Here is a 24,763-nt window from a genome sequence, read left to right as displayed (position 1 = left end):
AAAACGCAGCCGCAGGCGGAGTTTTTTCCAGAAGTTTTTCTTTTGCTTCTTTTCTTTTTTCAAAAAGAAAAGAAGAAAGAGAGTGAGGTAAAGAAATGGCAAGAAAGACAGAATTAGGGCTGGGCAGAGGGCTGAACGCGCTGTTAGGGGACCCGGACCTGCAGAGCCAGGGGGAGGGCTCCATGACCCTGCCCATCTCTCAGGTGGAACCCGGCCTGAACCAGCCCCGGAAGCGGTTTGACCAGGAGGCGCTGGACGAGCTGGCGGAGTCCATCCGGGTCCACGGCATCATTCAGCCCCTGACAGTGCGGCGGCTGGCCACCGGCTACTACCAGATCATTGCCGGCGAGCGGCGGTGGCGGGCGGCCAAGGCGGCGGGTCTCCAGGAGGTGCCGGCGGTTATCATTGAGGCCGACGACCGGAAGGTGATGGAGCTGGGCCTCATTGAAAACCTCCAGCGGGAGGACCTGAATCCCGCCGAAGAGGCCCGGGGCTACCGCAGCCTCATCGAGGACTACGGCCTGACCCAGGAGCAGGTGGCCCAACAGATGGGCAAGTCCCGGCCCGCCGTCACCAACACCCTGCGCCTGCTGGCCCTGCCCGACGAGGTGATGACCATGCTGGAGGAGGGCATTCTCTCCGCCGGCCACGCCAGAGCCATTCTAGGCGCACCTACTCAAGCCCTCCAGCTGGAGGCGGCCAAAAAAGTGGCGGCAGAGCAGCTGTCCGTGCGCCAGACCGAGGCCCTGATTAAGTCCCTCCAAAAGGAGAAAAAGGACAAGCCCAAGCCCCAAGGGCCCGACCTGTCCCTCTACCTGGGCGAGCTGGAAAAGAATCTGTCCGGCCAGCTGGGCCGAAAGGTAAAAATCGCCCACAAGGGGAAAAAAGGCCGCATTGAGCTGGAATACTACAATGAGCAGGACCTTGAAACTCTGCTGGCCCTGCTCCAGAATCTGAGGGACTCGGGAGGTGTACAGGATGGCTGAACGACGGCGCGGCGAGCCCTTCATTGAAAACGACGACCGCTTCCCCCCCAGCGACCGAAGGCGGGAACGAGAGCGGCGCTCCACCCCCTCCGAGCAGGAGCTCCGCCGCCGGAGGGCCCAGCAGCGGCGGCGGCAGAACTCCGTATTTCGCTACATCGCCATTATGTTCGGGGCGGCCTTTGTGCTCCTCCTGTTCACCTTTATGATGGAGCGCCGGCAAAGCCAGCAGCAGATTGACGATTTAAAGCAATCCGCCTCCGCCCTCCAGACCCTCCAGGGTATGATAGAGGAGAACAGTGCCCTGAAGGTCCAGGTAGAGCAGCTGGAGAACCAGGTCAGTTCCCTCCAGAGTCAGGCCAGCACAGCTGAACAGAACCAGACCCAGCTGCGCAGCCAGCTCCAGGAGCTGGAGAAGACGACCCAGGCCATGGATTGGTTCTGGCAGATTGACGAGGCCTATGTCCGGGGCCGGTACACCCTGTGCCGCTCCCTGATCCAGAGCCTGGAGGACGCCAATCTCCAGGACGCCCTGCCCAAGGAGAGCATCACCAACAACGAGCGCTTCTCCCCCGCCGACCGCTATGCGGAGATCCGGGGCCGGGTCGTGAAATAGCCCAAGCAATCCCCTGTTTCACGTGAAACATTAACTATAAATAAGGAGAAGATCACCATGCTTGATATTCGTTTTATTCGGGAGAATCCCGAAGCCGTAAAAGAGAACATTCGGAAGAAGTTCCAGGAGGAAAAACTGCCCCTGGTGGACCAGGTCCTGAGCCTGGACGAGGCGAACCGGGCCGTCATGTCCGAGGCGAACGAGCTGCGGGCCATCCGCAACACTCTGTCCAAGAAGGTGGGGATGCTCATGGGTCAGGCCAAGAAGGACCCCTCCAAGCTGGAGGAGGCCGAGCAGGCCAAGGCCGATGTCAAGGCCAACGCCGACCGTCTGGCCCAGCTGGAGCAGCGGGAGACCGAGCTGGCGGAGCAGATCCGGAAAATTATGCTGGTCATCCCCAACATCATTGACCCCTCCGTCCCCATCGGCCCCGACGACTCCGCCAACGTGGAGGTGGAGCGCTTTGGCGAGGCCGCCGTGCCCGACTTTGAAATCCCCTACCACACCGAGATTATGGAGTCCTTTAACGGCGTGGACATGGACGCCGCAGGCCGAGTGTCGGGCAATGGCTTCTACTACCTTATGGGCGACGTGGCCCGGCTCCACGAGGCGGTGCTGGCTTACGCCAGAGATTTTATGATTCAAAAGGGCTTCACCTTTTGCATTCCCCCCTTTATGATCCACGGCAATGTGGTGGAGGGCGTTATGTCCCAGACCGACATGGAGGCCATGATGTACAAAATTGAGGGCGAGGACCTGTACCTCATCGGCACCAGCGAGCACTCCATGATCGGCAAGTTTATCGACCAGATCATCCCCGAGGCCTCCCTCCCCCAGACCCTCACCTCCTACTCCCCCTGCTTCCGCAAGGAGAAGGGCTCCCACGGCATTGAGGAGCGGGGAGTCTACCGCATCCACCAGTTTGAGAAGCAGGAAATGATCGTGGTTTGCAAACCCGAGGACTCCATGGACTGGTACGAGAAGATGTGGCGCTACTCGGTGGAGCTGTTCCGCTCCCTGGATATCCCCGTCCGCCAGCTGGAGTGCTGCTCCGGCGACCTGGCCGACCTGAAAGTGAAGTCCTGCGACATTGAAGCCTGGTCCCCCCGGCAGAAGAAGTATTTTGAGGTGTGCTCCTGCTCCAACCTGGGGGACGCACAGGCCCGCCGGCTAAAAATGCGGGTCAAGGGCGAGAAGGGCACCTACCTCCCCCACACCCTGAACAACACTGTGGTGGCTCCGCCCCGAATGCTCATTGCCTTCCTGGAGAACAACCTCCAGGCCGACGGCAGCGTCATTATCCCCAAGGTGCTCCAGCCCTACATGGGCGGCCTGGAGGTCATGGTGCCCAAGAAATGAAAACGGCTCTCCAGCGGGAGCGCAAGGGGGAGCTGTCCGCCGTCAACGTCCTGTTCTGCGCCATGATGACCTACTTCCACGTCGCCCCCCAGTCCCTGGCAGTCCTGGACCCCCTGAGCTGGCAGTATGCCGCCGTTCTCCTGGTCCAGCGGCTGGGCTGCGTGGCCGTGCCCGGTTTCTTCTTCCTCAGCGGACTGAGATTTACTCTCTCCAGCAGTGAGAAGGGCCTCCTCCCCTACTACTGGGGCCGGTTTAAACGGCTGGTGATCCCCTACGCGGGGGCGGCGGCGGTGTACTACGCCGTCTTCGTCCGGCTGGGCTGGTATGTCTTCGACTGGAACGACCTCCTGCGGCAGACTCTCCAGGGGACCTTGTCTGACCACTTCTACTTCGTCATTGCCCTGGTGCAGTTTGCCCTGCTGGCTCCGGTGTTTCGGGGAGTTGTGAGGCGGTACTCCCCCCTGGTCCTCCTCCCCCCTGCCCTGGTGCTCACCCAGTTCAGCGGACAGTTTTTCACCGCCTTGGCCCAGTACTTTCCCACCTCCCCGCTGCCCCACTATATCCGGACCCTGTTCCCCAACTTTCTCTTCTACTACCTGGCCGGCTGCTTCGCCGGGGCGCGATATGAGGACTTTCGGGCTATGCTGGCAGAAAACCGCCTTCCCATTGGGGTCATGGCCCTGATCTTCACCGCCGCCGACCAGCTGTGCAGTTTTCTCCACTACTCGGGCCGGAGCACCATCCCCTTTCTGGAGCAGGTCCATCTGCTGTTCTACCTCAGCGGGATCCTCCTTCTGTGCTCCCTGCCTGCCCCCCGCTGGGAGGGTCTCTGGGGGGCCGTAATGCGGGCGGCCGACCGGGCCAGCTACCTGATTTACCTCTACCACGGCCTGGTAATCGCCCTGTTCAACCTGTGGGCCCCGAGCTGGGGGATCACCAACGCGGGGGCTCAGCTGATTGGACGGACCCTGGCCGCCTTTGGAGTCACCGGCGGCGCGTGTATCCTGTGGCAGCGGCTGTGGGCGGCGGCTACGGGAAAATCCGAAATAGTTTAAGGAGAAACGGCTATGAAAGCATTCATAGAAGAGTTTAAACAGTTTATCGCCCGGGGAAATGTGATGGATATGGCGGTAGGCGTCATCATCGGCGGGGCCTTCAGCGCCATTACCACCTCCCTCATCAATGACATCATCATGCCCGTCCTGGGTATTTTTACCAGCAGCATCTCCTTTGCCGACCTGTCCTTCACCGTCAACGGAGCGGTGATTACCTACGGGAACTTTATTCAGGCGGTGTTTAACTTCCTCATTATGGCGCTGGTAGTCTTCTCCATGATGAAAGCCATGAACAAGCTCCACCGGAAAAAGGAGGAGGCCGCCCCTCCGCCCCCGCCCCCGGAGCCCTCTAACGAGGAGAAGCTGCTGATGGAGATCCGGGACCTGTTAAAGGAGAAGCAGTAAATGCCGGAAGACAGACGCGACCCCCAGGAGAAGGAGGGCTTCACCCCCTCCTCCCCCGTGAAACGGACCTTAGCCTGGATTGGGCTGGTCTACATGGTCATTCTGGTAGCTATGACCACCTACCCCTATTTTACCGGCGCGGGTCTGGGTAATCTGGGTCCCATCCTCACCGTCCCTGGGCTCATCGGACTGGGGATCCTGGTCCTGGTGTCCTGGAAGTCCGCCGGAAGACCGGGAAAGGTCCCTGCCATCGCCCTAGCCGCCCTGTGCTGGCTGCTGGCCCTGGCAACCCTGCCCATTGGCATTGCCGGGCTCATGTCCAACTTCAGGGGGTAGAAGATGGAAAAGAAGGATATACGGGACATCCTCCGCCAGGGCTTTGCGGAACAGGGCCTGACAGATAAAATCGACCCCTGGGTCCTCCAGAACCTGGACTACTACTGCCAGCTGCTGCTGGAAAAAAACCAGGTGATGAACCTCACCGCCGTCCGGGACCCGGAGGGAGTCGCCCGGCTCCACTTTCTGGACTGCGCCGCCCTGCTGAACTACTGCGACTTTCAGGGGAAGACCCTCATTGACGTGGGCACCGGGGCGGGCTTTCCCGGGATGGTGCTGAAAATGCTGGTCCCCTCTCTGGATGTGACCCTGCTGGACTCCCTGAAAAAACGGCTGGACTGGCTGCTGGAAACCTGCGGCGTTCTCAGTCTGGAAAACATCCGGACCCTTCACGCCCGGGCGGAGGAGCAGGCCCTGGTGAAGGGCTGGCGGGACAGCTTCGACTTTGTCACCGCCCGGGCGGTGGCCCAGCTGCGTCTGCTGTGTGAGCTGTGCCTGCCCTTTGTGAAAGTGGGGGGCCAATTTCTGGCCATGAAGTCCACCGGCAGCGACCAGGAGCTGGAGGAGGCCGCCCACGCCATTAAGCTGCTGGGTGGCCGGCTCCAGGGGGTTCACGACTACTCCGTCCCGGGCACGGAGGTGACCCACCGGCTCATTGTTATAGAGAAGGCGGCCCCCACTCTGAAGGGCTACCCCAGGAAATGGGGAAAAATGCAAAAACAGCCCCTTTGATGTGGGCGGTTTGCCTAAAGTGCATGGAAATTGTAAATTTTTTCTAAATGTTTTGCAGAAAATGGTTGACGAGCGGCAGATTTATGGTACACTAAACTATGGAATATAGGAGGGAACTTCCATGGGCACCGTAGTTTCGATTACATCGGGAAAGGGGGGCACCGGGAAGACCTCAATCACCGGCGGCGTGGGCTGCTCTCTGGCCCTGATGGGAAAACGGGTTCTGTGCATCGACATGGATATCGGACTGCGGAACCTGGATATCACCCTGGGACTCAACGACCGGGCGCTGATGGATTTCTCTGATGTGGCACTGGGACGCTGTCCTCTGGCCCGGGCAGCGGTGGACCACCCTGATATTCAAGGCCTGGCCCTGCTCACCGCCCCCATGTCCCTCCCTGCCAGCCTGACCCACGAGAAGGTACGCGCCCTGCTGGACACTGCACGGACCCTGTACGACTATATTTTGATCGACTCCCCCGCCGGCCTGGGGGGCGGATTCCGGCTGGCCGTCTGCGGAGCCGACCGGGCCATTGTCATCTCCACCAATGACGCCTCCTCGCTCCGGGACGCCCAGCGCACTGTGGTTGAGCTGGATCAGCTGCGGCAGGTCCATTTGGTGATGAACCGCATCCAGACCCGGCTGCTGCGCAAGCTGCGCACCACCATCGACGACGCAATGGACGCCGCCGGGCTGCCCCTCCTCGGTGTTGTACCGGAGGACCCCCAGGTGATTCTCTGTGCCAACCTGGGCCAGCCCCTCACCAGCCGGGGAAAAAAAGGGGCCGCTCTGGCCTGCTGGAACATCGCCCTGCGGCTGGAGGGACAGCGGGTCCCCATCATGCGCATTCGATAGCTGCATCTGCCCATCCAATTTAGATATAAGGAGGTATTGCCGCCATGAACATTGCCATAATGAGCCATACAAAAAAGCAAGAACTGATGGTACAATTCTGTACCGCCTACTGCGGGGTCCTGTCTAAACACTCCGTCTGCGGTACCAACGCCACCGGACGCATGGTGGCGGAGGCAACCGGTCTGCCCGTCCAGCTCTTCCTGTCCCACGAGCACGGGGGGATTGAGCAGATTGGCCAGCGCATTATCTACAACGAGATCGACATGGCCCTCTTCTTCAACTCCCCCGAGGACAACGAGATGGACAAGGACGTGCTCTATATAACCCGTCTGTGCGACAAGCACTCCGTCCCTGTGGCGACCAACGTGGCAACCGCCGAGCTGCTTATTCACGGCCTGGCCCGGGGCGACCTGGACTGGCGCGAGGGTATGAATCCCAACCGGGTCCCCTTCGCCCTGTAAGCCTTTCGCGCTCCCGTCCCGACCTTCGTGGATGGGAGCGTTCCGCTTTTCTCCCCCTTTCTTCCTTTTCTTTGAAAAGAAAAGGAAGCGAAAAGAAACTTTTACGCAAAATTCCGCTTCGCTCCATTTTGCTCCTTACTCTCTCACGCAAACTCCCGATTAACTGGCAGCTGTTTATAATTCAGCGACAAAATTCAGTTCTGCCATAAAATTTCCATCCAAGCGCAGAGAAAAAACGAAGCCGCAGGCGGAGTTTTTTCTGAAAGTTTTTTCTTTTTCTTCTTTTCTTTTTTTCAAAAAAGAAAAGAAGAAAGTTGTGTTGAAAGGAAGAACGTTATGTCAAAAGTACAGCCGCGCACCCTCTCTGGATTTATGGAGCTGCTGCCCCAGAGGCAGGTCAGCTTTGACCGCATGGCGGCCATCATTCGGGAGTCCTTCTCCCTCTACGCCTTCACGCCCCTGGACACCCCCCTTATTGAGGCCAGCGAAGTGCTGCTGGCCAAGGGCGGCGGCGAGACCGAAAAGCAGATCTACCGCTTCACCAAGGGGGACAGCGACCTCTCCCTGCGTTTCGATTTGACGGTCCCGCTGGCAAAGTATGTGGCGCTGAACTACTCCAAGCTGGCCTTCCCCTTCCGCCGCTTCCAAATCGGCAAGGTCTACCGGGGTGAGCGGGCCCAGCGGGGGCGCTTCCGGGAGTTCTACCAGGCGGACATTGACGTCATCGGCGACGGCCAGCTGGACATCTCCAACGACGCCGAAATTCCCGCCATCATCTACCGCACCTTCACTGCGCTGGGTCTGCGCCGCTTCCAGATTCGGGTTAATAACCGGAAGGTTCTCAACGGCTTCTATGCCATGCTGGGGCTGACTGAGCAGTCCGGAGCCATCATGCGCACAGTGGACAAGCTGGAGAAGATTGGCGCGGACAAGGTGCGGGAACTGCTGGTAGACCCGGAGATTGGTCTGAGCGGGGACCAGGCGGAGGAGATTTTAAAATTCATCGCCATCAAGGGCAGCAATTCCGATGTACTGGCCGCCCTGGAGGATTACCGGGGCCGTCACCCCATGTTTGACGAGGGTCTGGACGAGCTGTCTGCCGTCGCCAGGCACCTGGCCGCCTTCGGTGTGCCCGAGACCAACTTTGTGGTGGACCTGACCATTGCACGGGGGCTGGACTACTACACCGGCACCGTCTATGAGACTACCATGCTGGACCATCCGGAGATTGGTTCCATCTGTTCCGGGGGCCGGTATGATAACTTAGCGGAATATTACACCGATAAACAACTCCCTGGCGTTGGAATTTCCATTGGTTTGACCCGCCTATTCTTTGTACTGGAGGACCAGGGCTACCTCAACGACCAGCTGAACACCGCCCCCGCCGACGTGCTCATCCTCCCCATGACCGACGACATGGGCCACGCCGTCAAGCTGGCCACCGACCTGCGGAGCTCCGGCATCCGCACCCAGATTTATGGCGAGAAGAAGAAGTTTAAGCAGAAGATGAACTACGCCGACAAGCTGGGGGTCCCCTATGTCATCTTCCTGGGGGACGACGAGATCAAGCAGGGCAAGGTGTCCCTGAAGGATATGCGCTCCGGTGACCAGGAACTGCTGCCCACCACCGAGGCAGTGGAGAAAATCGTCGACATCATGGGGGCCAACGGCGGTGAGACCCCCATTCTGGACAAGGGGGAGTGAGGATTTTTGCTCCCACCTCGGCTTCAGGAACTGCGCAGAGAGTCCGGCATGACACAGCGGCAGGTCGCCCATTCCATTCAAACGACCCTGCGGCAGTACCAGCGCTTTGAAAAAGGAGAACAAAAGCCAAGCTATGACAATCTGGTCAAACTTGCGGACTGTTTTCAGGTCTCACTGGACTATCTGACAGGGCGTTCTCAGTGAAAAGAGACACTGCTCTAAATCCAAATAGAAATATATAAATGAAATATTACAAATAGGAGTGATATTTATGGGTGAAACAAGCACCTTTTACCGAACCCACACCTGCGGGGAGCTGCGCATGGAGCAGATTGGGGAGACCGTGACCCTGGCGGGCTGGATGGAAAATCTCCGCGAGGTGAGCCAGAGTTTGGCCTTTCTAGTGCTGCGGGACTTTTACGGCACCACTCAGGTAGTGTTGGAGACGGAAGAACACATCCAGTCCGTCAAGGAGCTGAACAAGGAGACGGTAATCCAGGTCAGCGGAGCGGTCCGGGAACGGGACAGCAAGAATCCCAAGCTGCCCACCGGCGACATTGAGGTGGTCCCCGCTCAGATCAAAGTACTGGGCCGCTGCCGCCACAATGAGCTCCCCTTCCCTATCAACCGCAGCCGGGAGGCGGACGAGTCATCCCGTCTGAAGTACCGCTATCTGGACCTGCGCAATCCGGAGGTAAAAAACAACATCGTCCTGCGCAGCCAAGTGGTGTCCGCCCTGCGCGCCGCCATGACAGAACAGGGCTTTTTGGAGATTACGACCCCCATCCTCACCGCCTCCTCCCCCGAGGGGGCCCGGGACTATCTGGTGCCCAGCCGGAAGCATCCCGGCAAGTTCTACGCTCTGCCCCAGGCTCCCCAGCAGTTCAAACAGCTGCTGATGGCCTCCGGATTTGACAAATACTTCCAGATCGCCCCCTGCTTCCGGGACGAGGACGCCCGTGGGGACCGCTCCCCCGGCGAGTTCTACCAACTGGACATGGAGATGGCCTTCGCCAGCCAGGAGGACGTGTTTGCTGTACTGGAGGAGGTACTGCCCCCCATCTTTGCTAAATACGGAAAGTATAATATCGCCTCAAAAACACCATTTGTACGCATCCCCTATCTGGAGGCCATGGAAAAGTACGGCACCGACAAGCCCGACCTGCGCATCGACCTGACGATAGAGGACCTCACTCAGCTGCTGTCCGGCTGCGGCTTCCCGGCCTTTGAGAATCAGACCGTCAAAGCGGTGGTAGTCTCTGGCTTCCAGGGAAGCCGGAAGCAGATCGACAAGCTGTGCTCTGATGTAGAGGTCCAGACGGGGAACAAGGTCTACTGGTTCCGCTATGATGAGAAGGGGGAGATTGTGGGCGGCATCGCCAAGTTCATCCAGCCCATCAAGGATCTGGTAGTGGAGGCCCTGACCCTCGCCCCTGACTGTCTGGTGGGGCTGTCCGCTGGAACACTGACAGCGGCGCAAAAGACCGCCGGGGTATTCATCAAGACCGTAGCACCCCTCTGCCCGGCCCACTTTGGCAAGGAGCGGTACGAGTTTTGTTGGATTGTGGACTTCCCCATGTACGAGCTTGGGGAGGAGTCGGGCGAGCTGGAGTTCTGCCACAATCCCTTCTCCATGCCCGCCGGAGGTCTGGAGACCATCGAAAAGGCTATTGCGGGGGAGATTGACCCCCTGTCCATCACCGCCGACCAGTACGACCTGGTGTGCAATGGAGTTGAGCTGTCCTCCGGCGCGGTGCGCAACCACGACCCGGAGATTATGGTGAAAGCCTTCCAGATGGTGGGTCTGGAGGAGGAGGACGTGCGGAAGAAGTTCCCCGCCATGTACAACGCCTTCACCTACGGCGCGCCCCCCCACGCCGGCATTGCCCCAGGTGTGGACCGAATGGTCATGCTCCTCTCCGGCGAGGAGTCCATCAGGGAGGTCATCCCCTTCCCCATGAACAAGAACGCCCAGGACCTGATGATGGGGGCCCCGGGCGCCGTGGAACAGAGTCAGCTGGACGAGCTGAACATTGCCGTCACCAGGACGGAGGAGGAGTGATCCATGAAGGGCTATCTCTCCCTGGTGCTGGCCGCACTGCTGCTGGCGGGATGCGGGCCGGTCCAGGCGGGGAGCCAGCCTCCCCCCTCCCCTTCTCCGGGGCTGGAGGAGATAAATGTCACCACCTCTCTCCCTGAGCCAGAGCCGGAACCCGACCCCCGGCAGGAGTCCATTGACACTTTGCTGGCCTCCATGACGGCGGAGGAGAAGGTGGGCCAGGTCTTTTTCGCCCGGTGTCCCGGGGAGAACGGGGCTGCCCTGGCCGGGGAGTACCACCTGGGGGGCTACCTCCTCTTCCGCCAGGACTTCCAGGACAAGGAGAAAAACTGGCTGACCGAGGAGCAGTTAACCCAAAACATCCAGGCCTATCAGGAGGCCGCGGCCATCCCCCTGCTTATCGGGACCGACGAGGAGGGGGGCACCGTGGCCCGGGCCAGCCGGAACCCCAACCTCTTCCCCGAAAAGTGCAAATCGCCCCAGCAGCTTCTCAAGCAGGGCAAGGACTTGGCGGAGGACGCCCGGGAAAAGAACAGCGCCCTGCTGGGCTATGGCATCAACGTAAATCTGGCTCCGGTGTGCGACGTGTCCACCAATCCCAAGAGCTTCATCTATGACCGGACCCTGGGCAAGGACGCCGCCGCCACCGCCGGGTACGCCGCCTCTGTGGTGACCGCCATGAGGGACTGCGGCGTGGGTAGCGTGTTGAAGCACTTCCCGGGCTACGGGGACAACGCCGACACCCACACCGGTTCCGCGGTGGACGACCGGCCCCTGGAGACTTTCCGGGAGGAGGATTTCCTGCCCTTCCAGGCGGGCATCCAGGTGGGAGGCGGCACCACCGCCGTGCTGGTCTCCCACAACACAGTGACCGCTATGGACCCGGACCGGCCCGCCTCCCTCTCCCCCGCCGTGTACCAGATTCTGCGGGAGGAGCTCAATTTTCAGGGCCCCGCTCTCACGGACGACCTGGGGATGGAGGCCATCCTGCAATTTGCCGGAGAGAACTCCCCTGTCGTCCTGGCCCTGGAGGCGGGGTGCGACATGGTGCTCACCGGCAGCTTTCAGGAGGAGATTCCCAAGGTACTCGCCGCTCTGGAGGACGGGACCCTGACCCGGGAGCGGCTGGACGAGGCCGTCTCCCGGGTCCTGGGCTGGAAATACGATTTGGGCCTGCTCTCTTAACACAACATGCCCGCCGCTGACGCGGCGGGCATTGTCTATGATAAAATTGACACAATCACATGGAAAATCTGGGGGAAGATCAGCATCACGCCCACCAGGCGGCAGATCTGGAGGACCACCAGGTCGGCGCTCTCGACCCCCAAATCGACGGCAATAAGGGCCATCTCGGTGGCGCCCGCCGGGGAGAGGGTCAGCATGGCCTCCCTCAGCTGGATATGGAACACCTTATGCACCACCAGGCCCATCCCCACACAGCAGGCCATATAGCCCAGGCACAGGACCACGGCGGGCAGGGCCAGCTGCTTCATCTGGATGATCTGTTCCCGGGTTATGCCGGAGCCGATACAGCAGCCGGAGATGACCTGGGCAAGGCGGCGCAGCCACATGGGCATTCCGGAGCACTTTCCGCTCAGCTTCAGTCCGGCGGTGACGATCAGGGCGGCGGACAGGGCCCCCGCAGGAACGCCGGACCACTTGCCCAGGGCCGCCGCCGCCACCGCCGCGCACATGGTAGGCAAAAACGCCCGCAGCGTCGGCCCGCTCCCCGCCCTCTTCCGCTCATGCTGCTGCACCGCCTCGGCCTCCATCCGCCGGGCGGCCTCCGGCTCAATAAGGCGGTCGGAGAGCATAATCACACTGGGCAGACAGCCCATCCCAAAAATCATCCGCACAAACTGCATCACCGCCACCACCGAGCTGTCCGCCCCCATGTCCATGGCGATAAGGGGCGTATCCGACATCCCCCCGGGGGCGGCACAGAACAGGCAGGTCAGCAAATCCAGGTCGGTGACGCGGTAAAAGACGGCGGCCATAGTCAGATTCAGCACCAGCAGACTGGCCAGCACCATCAGATAGGGCCGGATGAGCCGGGGCAGGTGGCGCACATCCTCCCGGGTCATCATACAGCCGATATAGGCCCCGGTGAGGGCCTGGGCCACAATCCGGGTCTGGGGATAGATGAAGGCCTGTCCGGTGGCCACATTCAGCGCCGCTGCCCCCAAAATGGCCCCCACCAGCATTCCGCCGGGGACCCTCAGTTTAAACACCAGCAGGCCCATCATCAGGGCCGCCAGCACCGTCAGCACCATCCACACAGTCGGAACACTCCTTTTTCTCCCCGTCCTCAGCCCAAAATCAGCATGAGAATGGGAATGGTCACAAAGCTGGCCAGGATGGACAGGCAGGCTCCAGTGGCGGCGTACTCCTCGTCGGCGCCGTAAGCTCCGGCCATCACCGTCACCTGGCTCACCACCGGCAGGGCGCTCTCCACCACAAACACCTGCAAGGGCAGGCCCTCCATCCCAAACAGGGAGCAGCAGGCCAGGCATATCACCGGCGACAGCACCAGCCGCATCACCAGCATGGTGGGCAGGCCCCGGAGGAAGCGCAGATTTTTCAGCCCCACCTCATAGACGATGAAGCCGCAGTAGAACAGAGCCAGAGGGGAGACGGAATTGCTGATGTAGCCCGCAAAGCGCATCAGGGGGTCGGGCAGACGCAGCCCCAGCACCAGCAGGACGATGGAGAAAATGACCCCCAGAATGGGCGGCTTGGTGAACATATCCTTCAAAAAGCCCCACAGACTGGTCCCCTGCCCTGAGCCGTTTCCCGCCCGCTCAATCAGCATGACCCCCACCGACTGGAGGAAGGAGGTGTGGCCCAGGTAGTAGAGCATGATATAGGGCATACTGGCCTCCCCAAAGAGCTGAGTACACACGGGGATCCCGATGAACAGGGTATTGGACAGCCCCGCCATCGCCACAAAGACGCCCCAGCGCGCCCGGGGCAGGCGGAGCAGCGTGGCCGCCAGCGCCGAGGCCAGCAAATCCAGCAGCACGGCCACAACCCCCGCCAGCACCATCAGCCCCGCCTGCGCCAAACTGCTCCGGTCCAGGTTGTTCAGCAGTCCCACCAGACAGTTGCAGGGCACCGCGATATTCACAATATACTTGCTGAGAAATTTCTTCTCCGTGGAGGTCATCCAACCCCATACCCCCATCAGATAGCCCACCGACATGAGCAGCAGCAGCACCAGACAGGCGGAGAGGGCGTTTAAAAATCCAGCCATCTTATCACTTCCTTCCCACCAATATAATCCAAAAGCCCGGCTATGTCAAATCACAGCCGGGCTATTTCTCATACTTTGCTCTCCTCAGCCCTGGGGCGCAGGAGGCTTCCCCCCCTTGTTGGGCCGGCGGCGGCGTCTCCGATTGCTGTTATTGGACCGGCGGACGCCCTCCTCTTTGGGCTGCCGGGGCTCCCCGCTCTGCTCGGGGGCGGGGGACTTGGACTCCCCCTGCTGGCTCCGGTTGGGGCGGTGATTTCGATTCCGGCGGTTGGGACGGCGCTCCTCCTGGGGCTCAGGACGGCCGCTGTTCCGGCTGGGGAAGGCGGCTTCAATGGCGGCGGCCAGGGAGTCCTCCTCCGTCACCTGAGTTGGGCCCTCCTCACTGGGGCGGCGCAGCTTGGCCAGTTCCTCCAGGGGGGGCTCCACATAGCCCTCAGGCCGCTTTCCCTTGCCGCTGCGGACCACCGACAGCTCGCTGTTGTGATAGGTCTTGGGGGTCGCCGGGTCGGAGTCCAGCCGCACCTGGGCGGTCTGGCGCAGCAGATTGACGCCGCATACCGTTCCCGCCCCGTCGGGGGTCTCCACAAAGGACTCCTGCTTGGGGGCGTGCTTCACCAAATCCTCATAGGCCTCCTGCTCATATTTCAGACAGCACATCAGCCGCCCGCAGGTGCCGGAGATCTTGGTGGGGTTGAGGGAGAGATTTTGAGTCTTGGCCATTTTGATGGACACGGGCTGGAACTCCTCCAGAAACTGGGTGCAGCAGAAGGGCTTGCCGCAGATGCCCAGGCCGCCCAGCAGCTTAGCCTCGTCCCGGACGCCGATCTGCCGCAGCTCGATGCGGGTGTGGAGCGCGCCGGCCAAATCCTTCACCAGGGCCCGGAAGTCAACCCGCCCCTCGGAGGTAAAGAAGAAGAGAATTTTACTGCCGTCAAAGCTGTACTCCGCGCTGACCAGCTTCATATCCAGGCCGTGCTCGGCGATCTTCTGCTGGCAGATGGACAGGGCCCGCTTCTCCCGCTCTTTATTCTTCTCCACCGTCTTGGCGTCCTCCGCCGTGGCCATACGCACCACGGGACGCAGGGGGGCGGTGAGCTCGATCTCGTCGATCATGGTGTTGCCCCGGACACACTGGGCGTACTCCGTCCCCCGGGCCGTCTCCACAATGACCCCGTCCCCCACCTGGAACTGGACGCCGTTTGGATTAAAATAGTATTCCTTTCCGCCGTTTTTAAAGCGGATACTAATAATTTCTACCATAGTTGAACCCCTTTTTCGGACAGAAGGGGACGCTCCTCTTCTGCCGCTTATCTCAAATCCTGGAAAAGGTCTCTGCGCACAGCAGGGCGGAGAGCTGTCCCCCGCTGACATTCAGCCGGGCCGCCCCCTTGACCTGCCGGACCACCTCCGCTGCCATCATTAGACGCCGGCGGTCGCCGCCCCGCACCGCCCGGGCGGCCAGCTCGTTCTCCAGCTCGTCCAGCAGGGCGAAAATCTCCTCCCGCCTGCCCTTTACATCCAGAGCCATGGAGGCCTCAAACAGCTCCAGCTCACTGCCCCGTTCCAGAGCGCCGGCCAGCCGCCGCACCTGCTTCAGCCGCTCCTGGCGGGATCCGTCATCCTCCAGTCTGGACACCGCCTGGCCCAAAATACCCTGACAGTCCAGTGCCGCCGCCCGCAGCTCCTGGGGGGACCGGTTGGGGAAACGGTCCCTCAGCCAGACCTCGCACTCCTTCAGGGGCACGGGGGCGAGGGAGAGCTCCTCACAGCGGGAGCGCACCGTTTGAAGCAGCCCGCCCGCGTTACTTGCCAGCAGCAGAAAGGCGGCGTAGGGCGGCCCCTCCTCCAGCAGCTTGAGCATCGCGTTCTGGGCGGAGGCGTTCATCTGATCGGCCCCCTCCAACAGGTATATCTTCCGCGCCCCCTCGTTGGGGCGGATATAGGCGTCAGAGCGCAGAGCCCGCACCTGGTCCACAGCAATGGACTTGACGGCCCCTGTACCGGTGATCACCGACACGTCGGGGTGAAGTCCTCTCAGAACCTTGGTGCAGGGGCCGCATATACCGCAGGGTCGCCCGGTTTCAGAGGTACACAGCATTCCCATGGCCAGAAGCCGGCCCAGGGTGTGCCGCCCGGACCCCGCCGGTCCGGAGATAATATAGGCGTGGGAGAGCCCCCTCCTCCCCTCCTGCTGGGAGAGCTGTTCCTTGATTCGGCTGTTTCCCGCCAGAGCTGACAATTCCATCTTACTTCTCCCCTACTATGCGAACTTCCAACTGCATATTATACCCTATCTCACGCAAATAGGCCAGCTCTTTTTTTGAAATTCGCTCCCCGGGGGCGATAACAGGGACGCCGGGAGGGTAGGGAGCGATCTGACAGGCAGCCACCTCCCCCTCGCAGTCCTCCAGAGGGAGGGGCCGGCTGGGGGCGAAGAGGGCCTGCCGGGGGGAAACCGCCCGCTGAGGGATGGGCGGGGCGGGGATGGAAGGGCAGTCCCCCATCTGGTCCCGGAGCTCTTCCAGGGCCCTCTCCAGCCGCTGGAAATCGCCATCGCTGTCTTGGGCGGTACCAATCAAAATCACGTGGCCGCCGTCCTCCATCTCGGGGAAAATTCCCCGCCGCTCCAGCTGCTCCGCAAAACTGGGGCCATTGTGTACCTTTAACGTGAGGCGGCAGGGATCCAGGAAGAGGGCCGGGCCGGGGCGGAGACTGGGAAACTTCTGCCGCAGCTCCATGACCCGGCAGGCGGCCCTGCGGTACTCATGGATACCCTCCTCCTCCAGCCAGGCTCGGGCTCCGTCCAGGGAGGCCATCATGGGGTAGGAGGGGCTGGAGGTGCCAAAGATGGAGGCGGTCCGCCGCACCAAATCGGCCTCGAAGCCGCTGGCGAAGAGGAGGGCAGACTGGCCCATGGCAGGGAGAGTTTTGTGGGCGGAGACAGCCGCCGCATCCGCCCCCCAGAAGGGCTCCAGCCCCAGGAAGGGCAGATGGGCCCCATGGGCGCCGTCCACAAAAAGTTTTCCACCGTGGGCATGGACCACTCTGGAAATAGCTCCAATATTTGACAACACTCCGGCATATGTGGGTGAGGTAATACAGACCGTTTTTATCTCCGGGTCCTGTTCCAGCTTTTTTTCCACCATCTCCGGGGAAATGGGGCCAATCAGATGCTCCTCTCTCAGCCAGGGCCGCTCCAGCCAGACAGGCTCCAGGTCCAGCAGAGCCAAGGCGTTGAAGGCGGAGCGGTGACAGCTTCGGTCCATAAGCACCTTCTCCCCCGGGCGGGCGCACAGGGCCAGTCCGGTGTGGACCCCCATGGTGGACCCCCCGGTGAGGAACTGGCACTGGTCAAAACCGAACAGCTCCGCCCACAGGACCTGGGCGGAGTCAAAGGGCTCCCCCGCCTCGTAGAGGTTTCCAGTCCCGGGCAGCTCGGTCACATCCAGGGGGGCCAGCCCCGCCAACTCGGCCACCGGGAAAAATTTTCCCTTGTGTCCCGGCATGTGGAAGCGGACTGGCTCCTGGCCGGCGTAACGCCGCAGAGCGTCATAGAGGGGGGCCGGCATAAAAACACCTCAACTTTCGTTTTTCTCCTACTTGAAAAAAGCGGAAGGGCTCCCCCTTCCGCCTTATGTTTTATCTCTGATGGGGGGCGTAGGCCACCACAGTGCGGCGGTTGGGCTCCACGCCGGTGGAGTAGGTGGTGACACCCTTGTAATCCTGGAGCGCAGTATGGATCACGTGGCGTTCGTAGGCGTTCATGGGTTCCAAGGTCATATTCTTGCGGTACTTGACCACCTTGCCCGCCATCTTGACGGCCAGCCGCTGGAGGGACTCCTCCCGCTTGGCCCGGTAGCCCTCGGCGTCCACATGGATGCGGACCCGCTTGGACTGACCCCGGTTGACGGTGTAGCTGGTGAGCTGCTGAATGGCATCCAGCGTCTCCCCCCGGCGGCCAATAATGGCCCCCAGGTCCTTGCCCTGAAGGATCACCTTATAGTTGCCCTCGCTGGTGATGAAGATCTCGGGTGCGGCCTCCACATTCAGGTGCTCCATCAGGCCGGTGAGGAAGGTTTTGATCTGATTGGCCTTCTCGTCGTCGGGGCTGACGGCCTCCACGGTGACCGGCTCCCGGGGGACCGGGGCGGGCGCGCTGCCGATGAGCACCTCGTCCCCCGCCTGGACCCGGTTCTCGGGACGGGGACGGCGCTGCTCCCGGCGGGGCTGGCTCTTCTTCGGGGGGGGCATCCCGGGCTTGGCGGCCAGGATAGTCTCCTCCGCCGGGGGGGCGGGCGGGTCCTCCCGCTTCTTAGGTGCAGCCTTGGGAGGCTCCTTTTTTGCCGCCGGCTTGGGGGCGGAGAGCACCGTCTCCTCCTTCACCGCGGGCCTCTCCTGCTTGGAGACAGGGGCAGGCTTGGGGGCGGGGGCAGGCTTGGGGGGCTCCTCCAGGGATACGTCATTGAGGGAACAGGGCTTTCCGTCCACCTCGTTATAGCTCACCCGCACCTTAGCCGGGTTGCTGCCAAAGCCCAGAAAACCGGTTTTCGCCCGCTCAATCACCTCCACCGACACATCGTCCCGGTCCAGACCCAACTGGAACAGGGCAGCGGAAATGGCGTCCTCCTCGGAGCGCCCGGTGGTCTCAATCCATTTCAGCATCACTTAGCTCTCCTTATCCTCATTTTTTTTGGTCTCCTCCGCCTGGGCCGCCTTGGACTTCTTTTTACCCTTTTTGGCGGCCTGCTCCACCTGGCGGAAAAGCTCGTTGGGATCGGTGTAGGGGGTCACTCCGCCGTAGCGGTTGGGAATGTAGGCGCGGCCCCGGGCATAGGCCCGCAGGCCCTCCCGGCTGTCTGCCTTGACCACGCCCTCCTGCTCCGGCTCGCTGTCCTTTTTCAGGGTGGTCTTCTTCTTGCCCCGGTTCTTCTTCTCCTCCTCCAAACGGCGCTGGCGTTCCAGGCGGGCCTCCTCCTTGCGGCGCTTCTCCTCTTCCTTCTCCTCAGCCTCCCGCTTGGCGGCGGCCTCCCGGGCGGCCTCGTAGTCCTTTTTCAGCATCTTGCCGCAGATGACCTCCTGGATCATGGTGACAAAATACTGGGTGATCCAGTAGACGGACAGACCGGCGGGGACGGTGAAGCCGATCCACAGCGACATGAGGGGCATCATCCACATCATCATCCTGTTGGTCTGGTCCATTTGGGCATTCTTGTTCTGGCTGTTCATCTGGTTGGTGGCCATGGACACCTTCATCGATAGATAGGACACCGCCACTGAGATGATGGGCAGGATGAACAGGCCAATGGATCCCCATTTCAGGCCGCCGGTCCAGAACCTCCAGGTGGGGATACGGGACATGTCCAGCCCCAGGAACTGGAAGTTCATCACAAACAGGTGGTCCCCCGCCCCGGCAAACTGGCTGTTCATAAAGGACTGGAGGGAGGCCAGATTTTCGTTGTTGATCAGGGAGACCAGATAGAGCTGATTATACCCGCCGGTCTGGAAAAGGCTGGTGATCTTGCCGTCGGCCAGCTGCTCCTTCAGCCGGTCCATAGCAGCCTGAGTGAGCCAGCCATTGGCCACCGCCGCAGTCTCCCAGTTCAGGTGGGCGGCCAGAGCCTGGACCTGTTCGCCGGTCAGGTGCATGAAGTAGGTCAGCGGCTCCCGGATAATGCCGAACAGAGCGATGAGCACGATCATGGGAATGAGGGACCACAGACAGCCCCCCATGGGGTTGACCTTCTCCCGCTCGTAGAGCTTTTGCAGCTCCAGGTTGTAGCGCTCCTTGTCCTTGCCGTACTGTTTTTGCAGCTGCTGCATTTTGCCGGAGAGCATGGTAGTCTGGATCATGCTCTTCTTGCTCTTCAAGGTCACGGGGAAGAGCACCAGCTTGATGACAATGCCGAACAGGATCAGCGCAATGCCGTAGCTGTTGAACAGGTTGTAGAAGAACAGCAGCAGCCAGGCAAAGGGTTGTAAAATAATACCCACTCAAGATACCTCCGCATATTAAGTTGTAGCAGAAGCCTAGGGCACAGGGTCATATTCAATGGACTTCTGCCGGTGAAAGGGATGGCACCGCGCAACTCTGCGCAGGACCAGCCAGCCCCCCCTGAGGGCGCCGTACCTCTCCACCGCCTCCAGAGCGTACTCCGAGCAGGTGGGAATAAAGCGGCAGCAGGGCGGGCGCAGGGGTGAGATGCTGTGCCGGTAAAACCGGATCAGAGACAGAAGGACCTGTTTCATTGGGGCTTGTCCCCTTTTCCGGGCCTCTCCTCCCCCTTCCGGGCGGGAATCAGGCCCAGCTTTTTCATCTGCTGGTCAAAGCTGCGCTCCATCTCGTCAAACCGGCCGTAGATGGACCGGGTCCGGGCCACAATCACAATGTCATAGCCGGGGAGCAGCTTGCCCTCGTGGGTCCGGTACACCTCTCGAATGCGCCGGCGGGCCCGGTTGCGCTTGACGGCGTTGCCCAGCTTCACTCCGGTGGTGATGCCCAGCCGGCTGATCTTCCGGCGGGTTTTGCGGCAGTAGATGACAAAATAGGGGGAGACGGCATTTTTTCCCTTGCTGTACAGCCGCCGGAACTCATGGTTTTGTTTCAGCGCAACGGTATACTTCATGTTTTCCTCCATATGCACAGAGAGGGCGGGGGAATTTCTCCCACGCCCCTGTTGTGTGCACTATGTCGACTGTGTCCTCTTATCCCGTCTCATGGGCGATCCGGCCCTGCCAAGGATGGGCGGGCCCGCTCACCTCAGTGGGTCAGACGGGCGCGGCCCTTGGCACGGCGGCGTGCCAGCACCTTGCGGCCATTGCGGGTCGCCATACGCTTGCGGAAGCCGTGCTCCTTGGAGCGCTGACGCTTTTTGGGCTGATAGGTACGAAGCATGGGGGACACCTCCTCATTTGATTTCAAGCCGGCTCTCCCGGCCCAACAACAGTCCTGAGTCAGGACTGCGGTCTGCTGTTTTTCTCCGGAGAAAAGGACGCAATAACCCCTCTCCAAAAGATACGTTCCTCATTATAGCGGATAAATACGCCCTATGTCAACCCTCTTTTTTCCTTCCGGCACAGTTTTTTTGCAATTTTTTTCCCGCCGGTCACACCACCTCAGCCCCTGATCCCCCTGGGGCACAAAGTCTGTCCCCCTTCTTGTCTACATTATAAATAAAAAATGTGGAAAAACCTTGCTGTCCCACTGAATTTTTGGTATAATGTTAGGGTGTGGAAATTGTATGTTTTCAGCCGCCTTCTCTGTCGGTACAGAGGGGGCGCTTTCAAAGTTTACGCCGCCGGCGGACTCAAAAAGGAGGAACACCATGAATCCAGCCGCAGAAATATGGGAAAAGATCAAAACGCTGATGGGGGCCGAGATGACTGCCACGACCCTGAATACCTGGTTTGACGACGCAGAGGCGCTGGCCCTGGAGGAGGACCGGTTTGTTCTCTACACCCCCACCAAATTCAAACGGGACATTATCGCCGCCCGCTACATCGCCCCCATCCAGAGCGCCCTGCACGAGCTGTTTTCCGCCAACTTCCAGGTGACGGTACTCACCGAGGGAGAGCGGGAGCTGATGAAAAAGCCCGCCAAGCAGGGCAGCTTTCTCCCAGGCACCGAGGAGTATACCTTCGACCGCTTTGTGGTGGGCTCCTCCAACAAGTTCGCCCACGCGGCCGCCCGGAAGGTGGCCGACAACCCGGGGGAGAGCTACAACCCCCTGTTCATCTTCGGGGAGTCCGGCCTGGGCAAGACCCACCTGCTCTACGCCATCGCCCATACCATTCACGACAACAACCCGGATTTTAAGATCATCTACATCAAGGGGGACGCCTTCACCAACGAGCTGATTAACGCCATTCGGGAGGGGCGCACCCAGGAGTTCCGGGACAAATACCGGGGGGCCGATGTGTTCCTGATGGACGATGTGCAGTTTATCGCCGGCCGGGACTCGACCCAGGAGGAGATGTTTCATACCTTCAACGTCCTGTACGAACTGAAGAAACAGATCGTCTTCACCTCCGACCGCCCCCCCAAGGAGATGCTCCGCCTGGAGGACCGGCTGAAAACCCGCTTCGAGTGGGGCCTGCTGGCCGACATTATCCCGCCGGACTACGAGACCCGTATGGCCATCATCAAAAACAAGGCCATCCGCATGGGTATGGAGCTGCCCGACTTCCTGATCCAGCTCATCGCCGAGAACATCACCGCCAACGTGCGGCAGATCGAGGGCACCGTCAACAAGATCATGGCCTACCAGGATCTGATTGGCGACACCGTGGACAAAAACACCGTCATCCGGGCGGTAAAGGACATTTTCAAGGAGAAATCCGACATCCTCCCCACCGCCGACGTGATTATTGAAGAGGTCTGCAAATTCTACAACATCCAGCCCTCCTACCTCCGGGGCCAGAGCCGCTCCAAGGACATCTCCCTGGCCCGGCAGATCGCCATGTACCAGATCCGCTGCATGACCAACCTGTCCCTGAAGGAGATTGGCAAGGAATTTGACAACCGGGACCACAGCACCGTCCTCAACTCCATCAACCGCATTGAGGACCTGATGAAAAACGACCCCATCAAGGCGGAGATCATCAAGGATATCACCACCAACATCAACGCCAGATACGAGTGAGCCGCCGCCGGGTTTTCCACCGGCCAATGTGGAATGTTGAGTGGAAAATGTGGAAAACTTCCCCCCCTGTGGAAAACCCGAAAAAAAGGCCCACACCCCCTGTGGAGGCGGAACGCTTAGAGCGGCAAGGGTTTCCAGCGTCTTTCCACTTTTTTTCCGCCTACGTACTACTGTTACTAAAAAATAGATCCTCTCCTCCCTTCCGCGGGAGAGAGAGGGAGATTGGAGGAACCGCGTATGAAATTCTCCTGTGAAAAGGCCCTTCTGTCCGCCGCCGTCTCCGTCAGCTCCCGAGCCGTGGCCGCCAAGAGCTCCATTCCAGCCATGGAGGGTATCCTCATCGAGGCGGGAGATACTCTTCGCCTCACCGGCTACAATCTGGAGACGGGCATCCAGGCCACCGTCCCCGCTGAAATCACAGAAAAGGGTTCCCTGGTGCTGTCTGCCCGGCTTTTTGGGGAAATTGTCCGGAAAATGCCCGACGACGTGGTAGTTTTCACCTCTCAGGGCTACACCGTCAACATTACCTGCGGCCTGAGCAAGTTCAACATCCTGGGCACCGACCCGGAGGAGTTCCCCGAACTGCCCGCCGTGGACCAGCAGAACGCCCTGACCGTGGGCCAGAGCACCCTGCGCTCCATGATCGCCCAGACCCTGTTCGCCGTCAGCGACAACGAGAGCCGCCCCATTCACACCGGCTCCCTCTTCGAAGTGGACGACAGCGGCCTGACCGTGGTGTCGGTGGACGGCTACCGGCTGGCCCTGCGCCATGAGGCGGTGACGGAGAAGCGGGGCGCCCCCTCCTTCTCCTTCGTGGTGCCCGGCTCCGCCCTGGGCGAGGTGGAAAAGATCTGCTCCGGCGAGGAGGATGTCACCATAACCCAGGGGGCCCGCCATATTATGTTCCGTACCGGCGATACCGTGCTGGTCTGCCGCCGGCTGGAGGGGGACTTCCTGGCCTATCGAAACGCCATCCCGCGAAATAATACCATTAAAATAGTGGCAGAGACCCGAGCCCTGCTCAGCTGCATTGACCGCGTGTCCCTGATTATCAGCGAGAAGCTGAAATCCCCCCTGCGCTGTGTCTTCAGTGACGGCGTGGTGGATATCACTACCAAAACGGCCATTGGAGACGCCGCCGACCGCTGCGTCATCTCGGGGGACGGCGGCGGTCTGGAGATCGGCTTTAACAACAAGTACCTGATGGATGCCCTGAAAGCCGCCCCCGCCGACCAGCTGCGGCTGGAGTTCACCTCCGGCGTCGCCCCCTGCGTCATCCTCCCCGCCGAGGGAGAGGAGAGCTTCATCTATATGGTACTGCCTGTCCGCCTGAAGGCCAACTGATCAAACTGCCCTTTTCTTCCTTTTTCTTTGAAAAGAAAAAGGAAGCGAAAAAGAAACTTCTGCGCAAAACTCCGCTGCGCTCCGTTTTGCTTCCGGCGTTAAATCGGAAGCTGCCTCTAAACAGAAGAGTGTGATATTAAAGAGGGTTTCACATGGAACATTGGAGAGAAGATCCCAACTGGAAAAAGTATCCTCCCCTATTTCAGTTTTACCAGCAGGTGAAGGAATCTGGCTGCGAGCTGGAGCCAGATGTGGAATTTCTGGCCGACCCCAGACTGGGACGGTATCAGGAGTATCAGCTGAAAAATTACGAGATCCCCCAGAATATCAAGGATTTTCTGATGGAAGTGGGACTGCCGGACCAGTTCCGCCCCTTCCGTTTGCCCAGCGAGGAGAGAGAGGACCGATACCAGGTCTATCTGGGGACGCTGTTCTGGGTCAGCTGCCTGCGCAATGAGACCATCAAAAAGAAGAAGTACCTGGTAATCGGGGAGAGCCGGGAGTTTACCGCCAGCGCTTCCGGTACCAAGTGCGTCAACCCCGACGGAACAGAGGGCTATGTCTTCCGCACCAACAAGGGGGAGAGCGTCTCCTACGAGGTGGTGGAGCTGAAAACCGGTTCAGTGTGGACCTGGTATCACGACTCCTTCGGGGATGAACTGAACTTTGTAAACAGCAGTCTGGAGCAGTACCTGCTGTCAATGGCCTACTGGCAGAGCTTTTATCGGAGCTTTTCCCAGCAGATTGAGAACTATTTAAAGAAAAACAAGGATAAGCGGGAGTGGGAGTATGTGGAGCGGAACAGGAAACGGCTCTACGCCCCATTCAAGGACTGTATGAATATTCTGGACCCGCCGGCGCTGCGCAAGCGGATGACCATATGGAAGCGGCTGACCGATATTACGCTGATTTAGCCCCGCAGGTATCCCCTTCAACGGAAGCGCTTCCAAGTAAACCCAGA

At 60.4% G+C, this 24,763-nt stretch carries 26 protein-coding genes; 16 read left to right on the top strand and 10 right to left on the bottom strand.

Annotation, left to right across the window (positions count from 1 at the left end; all coding sequences use genetic code 11):
- The first annotated feature begins 95 nt into the window (after nt 1-95).
- The 13 genes from D1646_RS09740 (at nt 96) to D1646_RS09680 (ending at nt 11,751) form a co-directional block, all read left to right on the top strand.
- On the top strand, nt 96-986 hold the full coding sequence (locus D1646_RS09740; protein ID WP_160636280.1) for a ParB/RepB/Spo0J family partition protein: 891 nt from the start codon (nt 96-98) through the stop codon (nt 984-986).
- Nucleotides 979-1,599, top strand: a complete 621-nt coding sequence (locus D1646_RS09735; protein ID WP_160636279.1) for a hypothetical protein — start codon at nt 979-981, stop codon at nt 1,597-1,599. The genes D1646_RS09740 and D1646_RS09735 overlap by 8 nt, the downstream gene beginning before the upstream one ends.
- Nucleotides 1,600-1,656: 57 nt before the next feature.
- Nucleotides 1,657-2,958: a serine--tRNA ligase gene (serS, locus tag D1646_RS09730; protein ID WP_160636278.1), complete on the top strand. Its 1,302-nt coding sequence runs from the start codon at nt 1,657-1,659 to the stop codon at nt 2,956-2,958.
- Nucleotides 2,955-4,013, top strand: coding sequence for an acyltransferase (locus D1646_RS09725; protein ID WP_160636277.1), 1,059 nt, complete (start codon nt 2,955-2,957; stop codon nt 4,011-4,013). Before serS ends, D1646_RS09725 begins: the two co-directional genes overlap by 4 nt.
- A 12-nt stretch (nt 4,014-4,025) precedes the next feature.
- The gene (gene mscL / locus D1646_RS09720; protein WP_160636276.1) at nt 4,026-4,418 is read left to right on the top strand and encodes a large-conductance mechanosensitive channel protein MscL; all 393 of its coding nucleotides are present in this window, start codon (nt 4,026-4,028) and stop codon (nt 4,416-4,418) included.
- Nucleotides 4,419-4,754, top strand: a complete 336-nt coding sequence (locus tag D1646_RS09715) for a hypothetical protein (RefSeq protein ID WP_160636275.1) — start codon at nt 4,419-4,421, stop codon at nt 4,752-4,754.
- Nucleotides 4,755-4,757: 3 nt separating this feature from the next.
- Nucleotides 4,758-5,486, top strand: coding sequence for a 16S rRNA (guanine(527)-N(7))-methyltransferase RsmG (gene rsmG, locus D1646_RS09710; protein WP_160636274.1), 729 nt, complete (start codon nt 4,758-4,760; stop codon nt 5,484-5,486).
- A 121-nt stretch (nt 5,487-5,607) separates the two neighbouring features.
- Nucleotides 5,608-6,342: an AAA family ATPase gene (locus D1646_RS09705; protein WP_160636273.1), complete on the top strand. Its 735-nt coding sequence runs from the start codon at nt 5,608-5,610 to the stop codon at nt 6,340-6,342.
- 44 nt (nt 6,343-6,386) lie between these two features.
- Complete coding sequence (locus D1646_RS09700; RefSeq protein ID WP_160636272.1) at nt 6,387-6,803, top strand: methylglyoxal synthase; 417 nt, start codon at nt 6,387-6,389, stop codon at nt 6,801-6,803.
- Nucleotides 6,804-7,139: 336 nt separating this feature from the next.
- Entirely contained in the window at nt 7,140-8,507 is a 1,368-nt protein-coding gene (gene hisS, locus D1646_RS09695; protein WP_160636271.1) for a histidine--tRNA ligase, read from the top strand.
- A gap of 6 nt (nt 8,508-8,513) precedes the next feature.
- Nucleotides 8,514-8,711, top strand: a complete 198-nt coding sequence (locus D1646_RS09690) for a helix-turn-helix transcriptional regulator (protein ID WP_160636270.1) — start codon at nt 8,514-8,516, stop codon at nt 8,709-8,711.
- A 67-nt stretch (nt 8,712-8,778) separates the two neighbouring features.
- Nucleotides 8,779-10,569: an aspartate--tRNA ligase gene (gene aspS / locus D1646_RS09685; RefSeq protein ID WP_160636269.1), complete on the top strand. Its 1,791-nt coding sequence runs from the start codon at nt 8,779-8,781 to the stop codon at nt 10,567-10,569.
- A gap of 3 nt (nt 10,570-10,572) precedes the next feature.
- Nucleotides 10,573-11,751, top strand: coding sequence for a glycoside hydrolase family 3 N-terminal domain-containing protein (locus tag D1646_RS09680; protein WP_160636268.1), 1,179 nt, complete (start codon nt 10,573-10,575; stop codon nt 11,749-11,751).
- 35 nt (nt 11,752-11,786) lie between these two features.
- Here the strand turns inward: D1646_RS09680 and D1646_RS09675 are convergent, their stop codons facing one another.
- The 10 genes from D1646_RS09675 to rpmH all read right to left on the bottom strand — a co-directional run bounded on the left by D1646_RS09675 (nt 11,787) and on the right by rpmH (nt 20,711).
- Nucleotides 11,787-12,878, bottom strand: coding sequence for an AbrB family transcriptional regulator (locus D1646_RS09675; RefSeq protein WP_279279932.1), 1,092 nt, complete (start codon nt 12,876-12,878; stop codon nt 11,787-11,789).
- On the bottom strand, nt 12,875-13,819 hold the full coding sequence (locus tag D1646_RS09670) for an AEC family transporter (RefSeq protein WP_160636266.1): 945 nt from the start codon (nt 13,817-13,819) through the stop codon (nt 12,875-12,877). The genes D1646_RS09675 and D1646_RS09670 overlap by 4 nt, the downstream gene beginning before the upstream one ends.
- Nucleotides 13,820-13,903: 84 nt before the next feature.
- Nucleotides 13,904-15,079, bottom strand: a complete 1,176-nt coding sequence (locus D1646_RS09665) for a stage 0 sporulation family protein (protein WP_160636265.1) — start codon at nt 15,077-15,079, stop codon at nt 13,904-13,906.
- Between the two features lie 52 nt (nt 15,080-15,131).
- Nucleotides 15,132-16,064 carry a DNA polymerase III subunit delta gene (locus D1646_RS09660; protein WP_160636264.1) on the bottom strand — a complete coding sequence of 311 codons (933 nt, stop codon included), beginning with the start codon at nt 16,062-16,064 and terminating at the stop codon, nt 15,132-15,134.
- A gap of 1 nt (nt 16,065) precedes the next feature.
- Entirely contained in the window at nt 16,066-17,388 is a 1,323-nt protein-coding gene (locus D1646_RS09655; RefSeq protein ID WP_160636263.1) for a beta-eliminating lyase-related protein, read from the bottom strand.
- Nucleotides 17,389-17,458: 70 nt separating this feature from the next.
- Entirely contained in the window at nt 17,459-18,481 is a 1,023-nt protein-coding gene (gene jag / locus D1646_RS09650; protein ID WP_160636262.1) for an RNA-binding cell elongation regulator Jag/EloR, read from the bottom strand.
- 3 nt (nt 18,482-18,484) lie between these two features.
- A complete protein-coding gene (locus D1646_RS09645; RefSeq protein WP_160636261.1) occupies nt 18,485-19,810 on the bottom strand; it encodes a YidC/Oxa1 family membrane protein insertase in 1,326 nt (441 codons plus the stop codon).
- A gap of 36 nt (nt 19,811-19,846) precedes the next feature.
- The gene (yidD, locus tag D1646_RS09640) at nt 19,847-20,065 is read right to left on the bottom strand and encodes a membrane protein insertion efficiency factor YidD (protein WP_160636260.1); all 219 of its coding nucleotides are present in this window, start codon (nt 20,063-20,065) and stop codon (nt 19,847-19,849) included.
- A complete protein-coding gene (gene rnpA, locus D1646_RS09635; RefSeq protein WP_160636259.1) occupies nt 20,062-20,442 on the bottom strand; it encodes a ribonuclease P protein component in 381 nt (126 codons plus the stop codon). Before rnpA ends, yidD begins: the two co-directional genes overlap by 4 nt.
- A gap of 134 nt (nt 20,443-20,576) precedes the next feature.
- Entirely contained in the window at nt 20,577-20,711 is a 135-nt protein-coding gene (rpmH, locus tag D1646_RS09630) for a 50S ribosomal protein L34 (protein ID WP_040649988.1), read from the bottom strand.
- A 430-nt stretch (nt 20,712-21,141) separates the two neighbouring features.
- Here rpmH and dnaA point away from each other — a divergent pair, with 430 nt between their 5' ends.
- From dnaA to D1646_RS09615, 3 genes are all read left to right on the top strand, one after another.
- Nucleotides 21,142-22,458 (top strand): chromosomal replication initiator protein DnaA, encoded by a 1,317-nt coding sequence (gene dnaA, locus D1646_RS09625; RefSeq protein ID WP_160636258.1) that lies wholly within the window; start codon nt 21,142-21,144, stop codon nt 22,456-22,458.
- A 237-nt stretch (nt 22,459-22,695) separates the two neighbouring features.
- The gene (dnaN, locus tag D1646_RS09620; RefSeq protein WP_160636257.1) at nt 22,696-23,802 is read left to right on the top strand and encodes a DNA polymerase III subunit beta; all 1,107 of its coding nucleotides are present in this window, start codon (nt 22,696-22,698) and stop codon (nt 23,800-23,802) included.
- Between the two features lie 152 nt (nt 23,803-23,954).
- On the top strand, nt 23,955-24,716 hold the full coding sequence (locus D1646_RS09615) for an SUKH-4 family immunity protein (RefSeq protein WP_160636256.1): 762 nt from the start codon (nt 23,955-23,957) through the stop codon (nt 24,714-24,716).
- The last annotated feature ends 47 nt before the right edge of the window (nt 24,717-24,763 follow it).

This window comes from Pseudoflavonifractor sp. 60 (assembly GCF_009911645.1).
Taxonomy (GTDB): domain Bacteria; phylum Bacillota; class Clostridia; order Oscillospirales; family Oscillospiraceae; genus Lawsonibacter.
The sequence above is the reverse complement of the archived record's forward strand: the minus strand, read 5'-3'. Positions and strand labels throughout refer to the sequence as shown.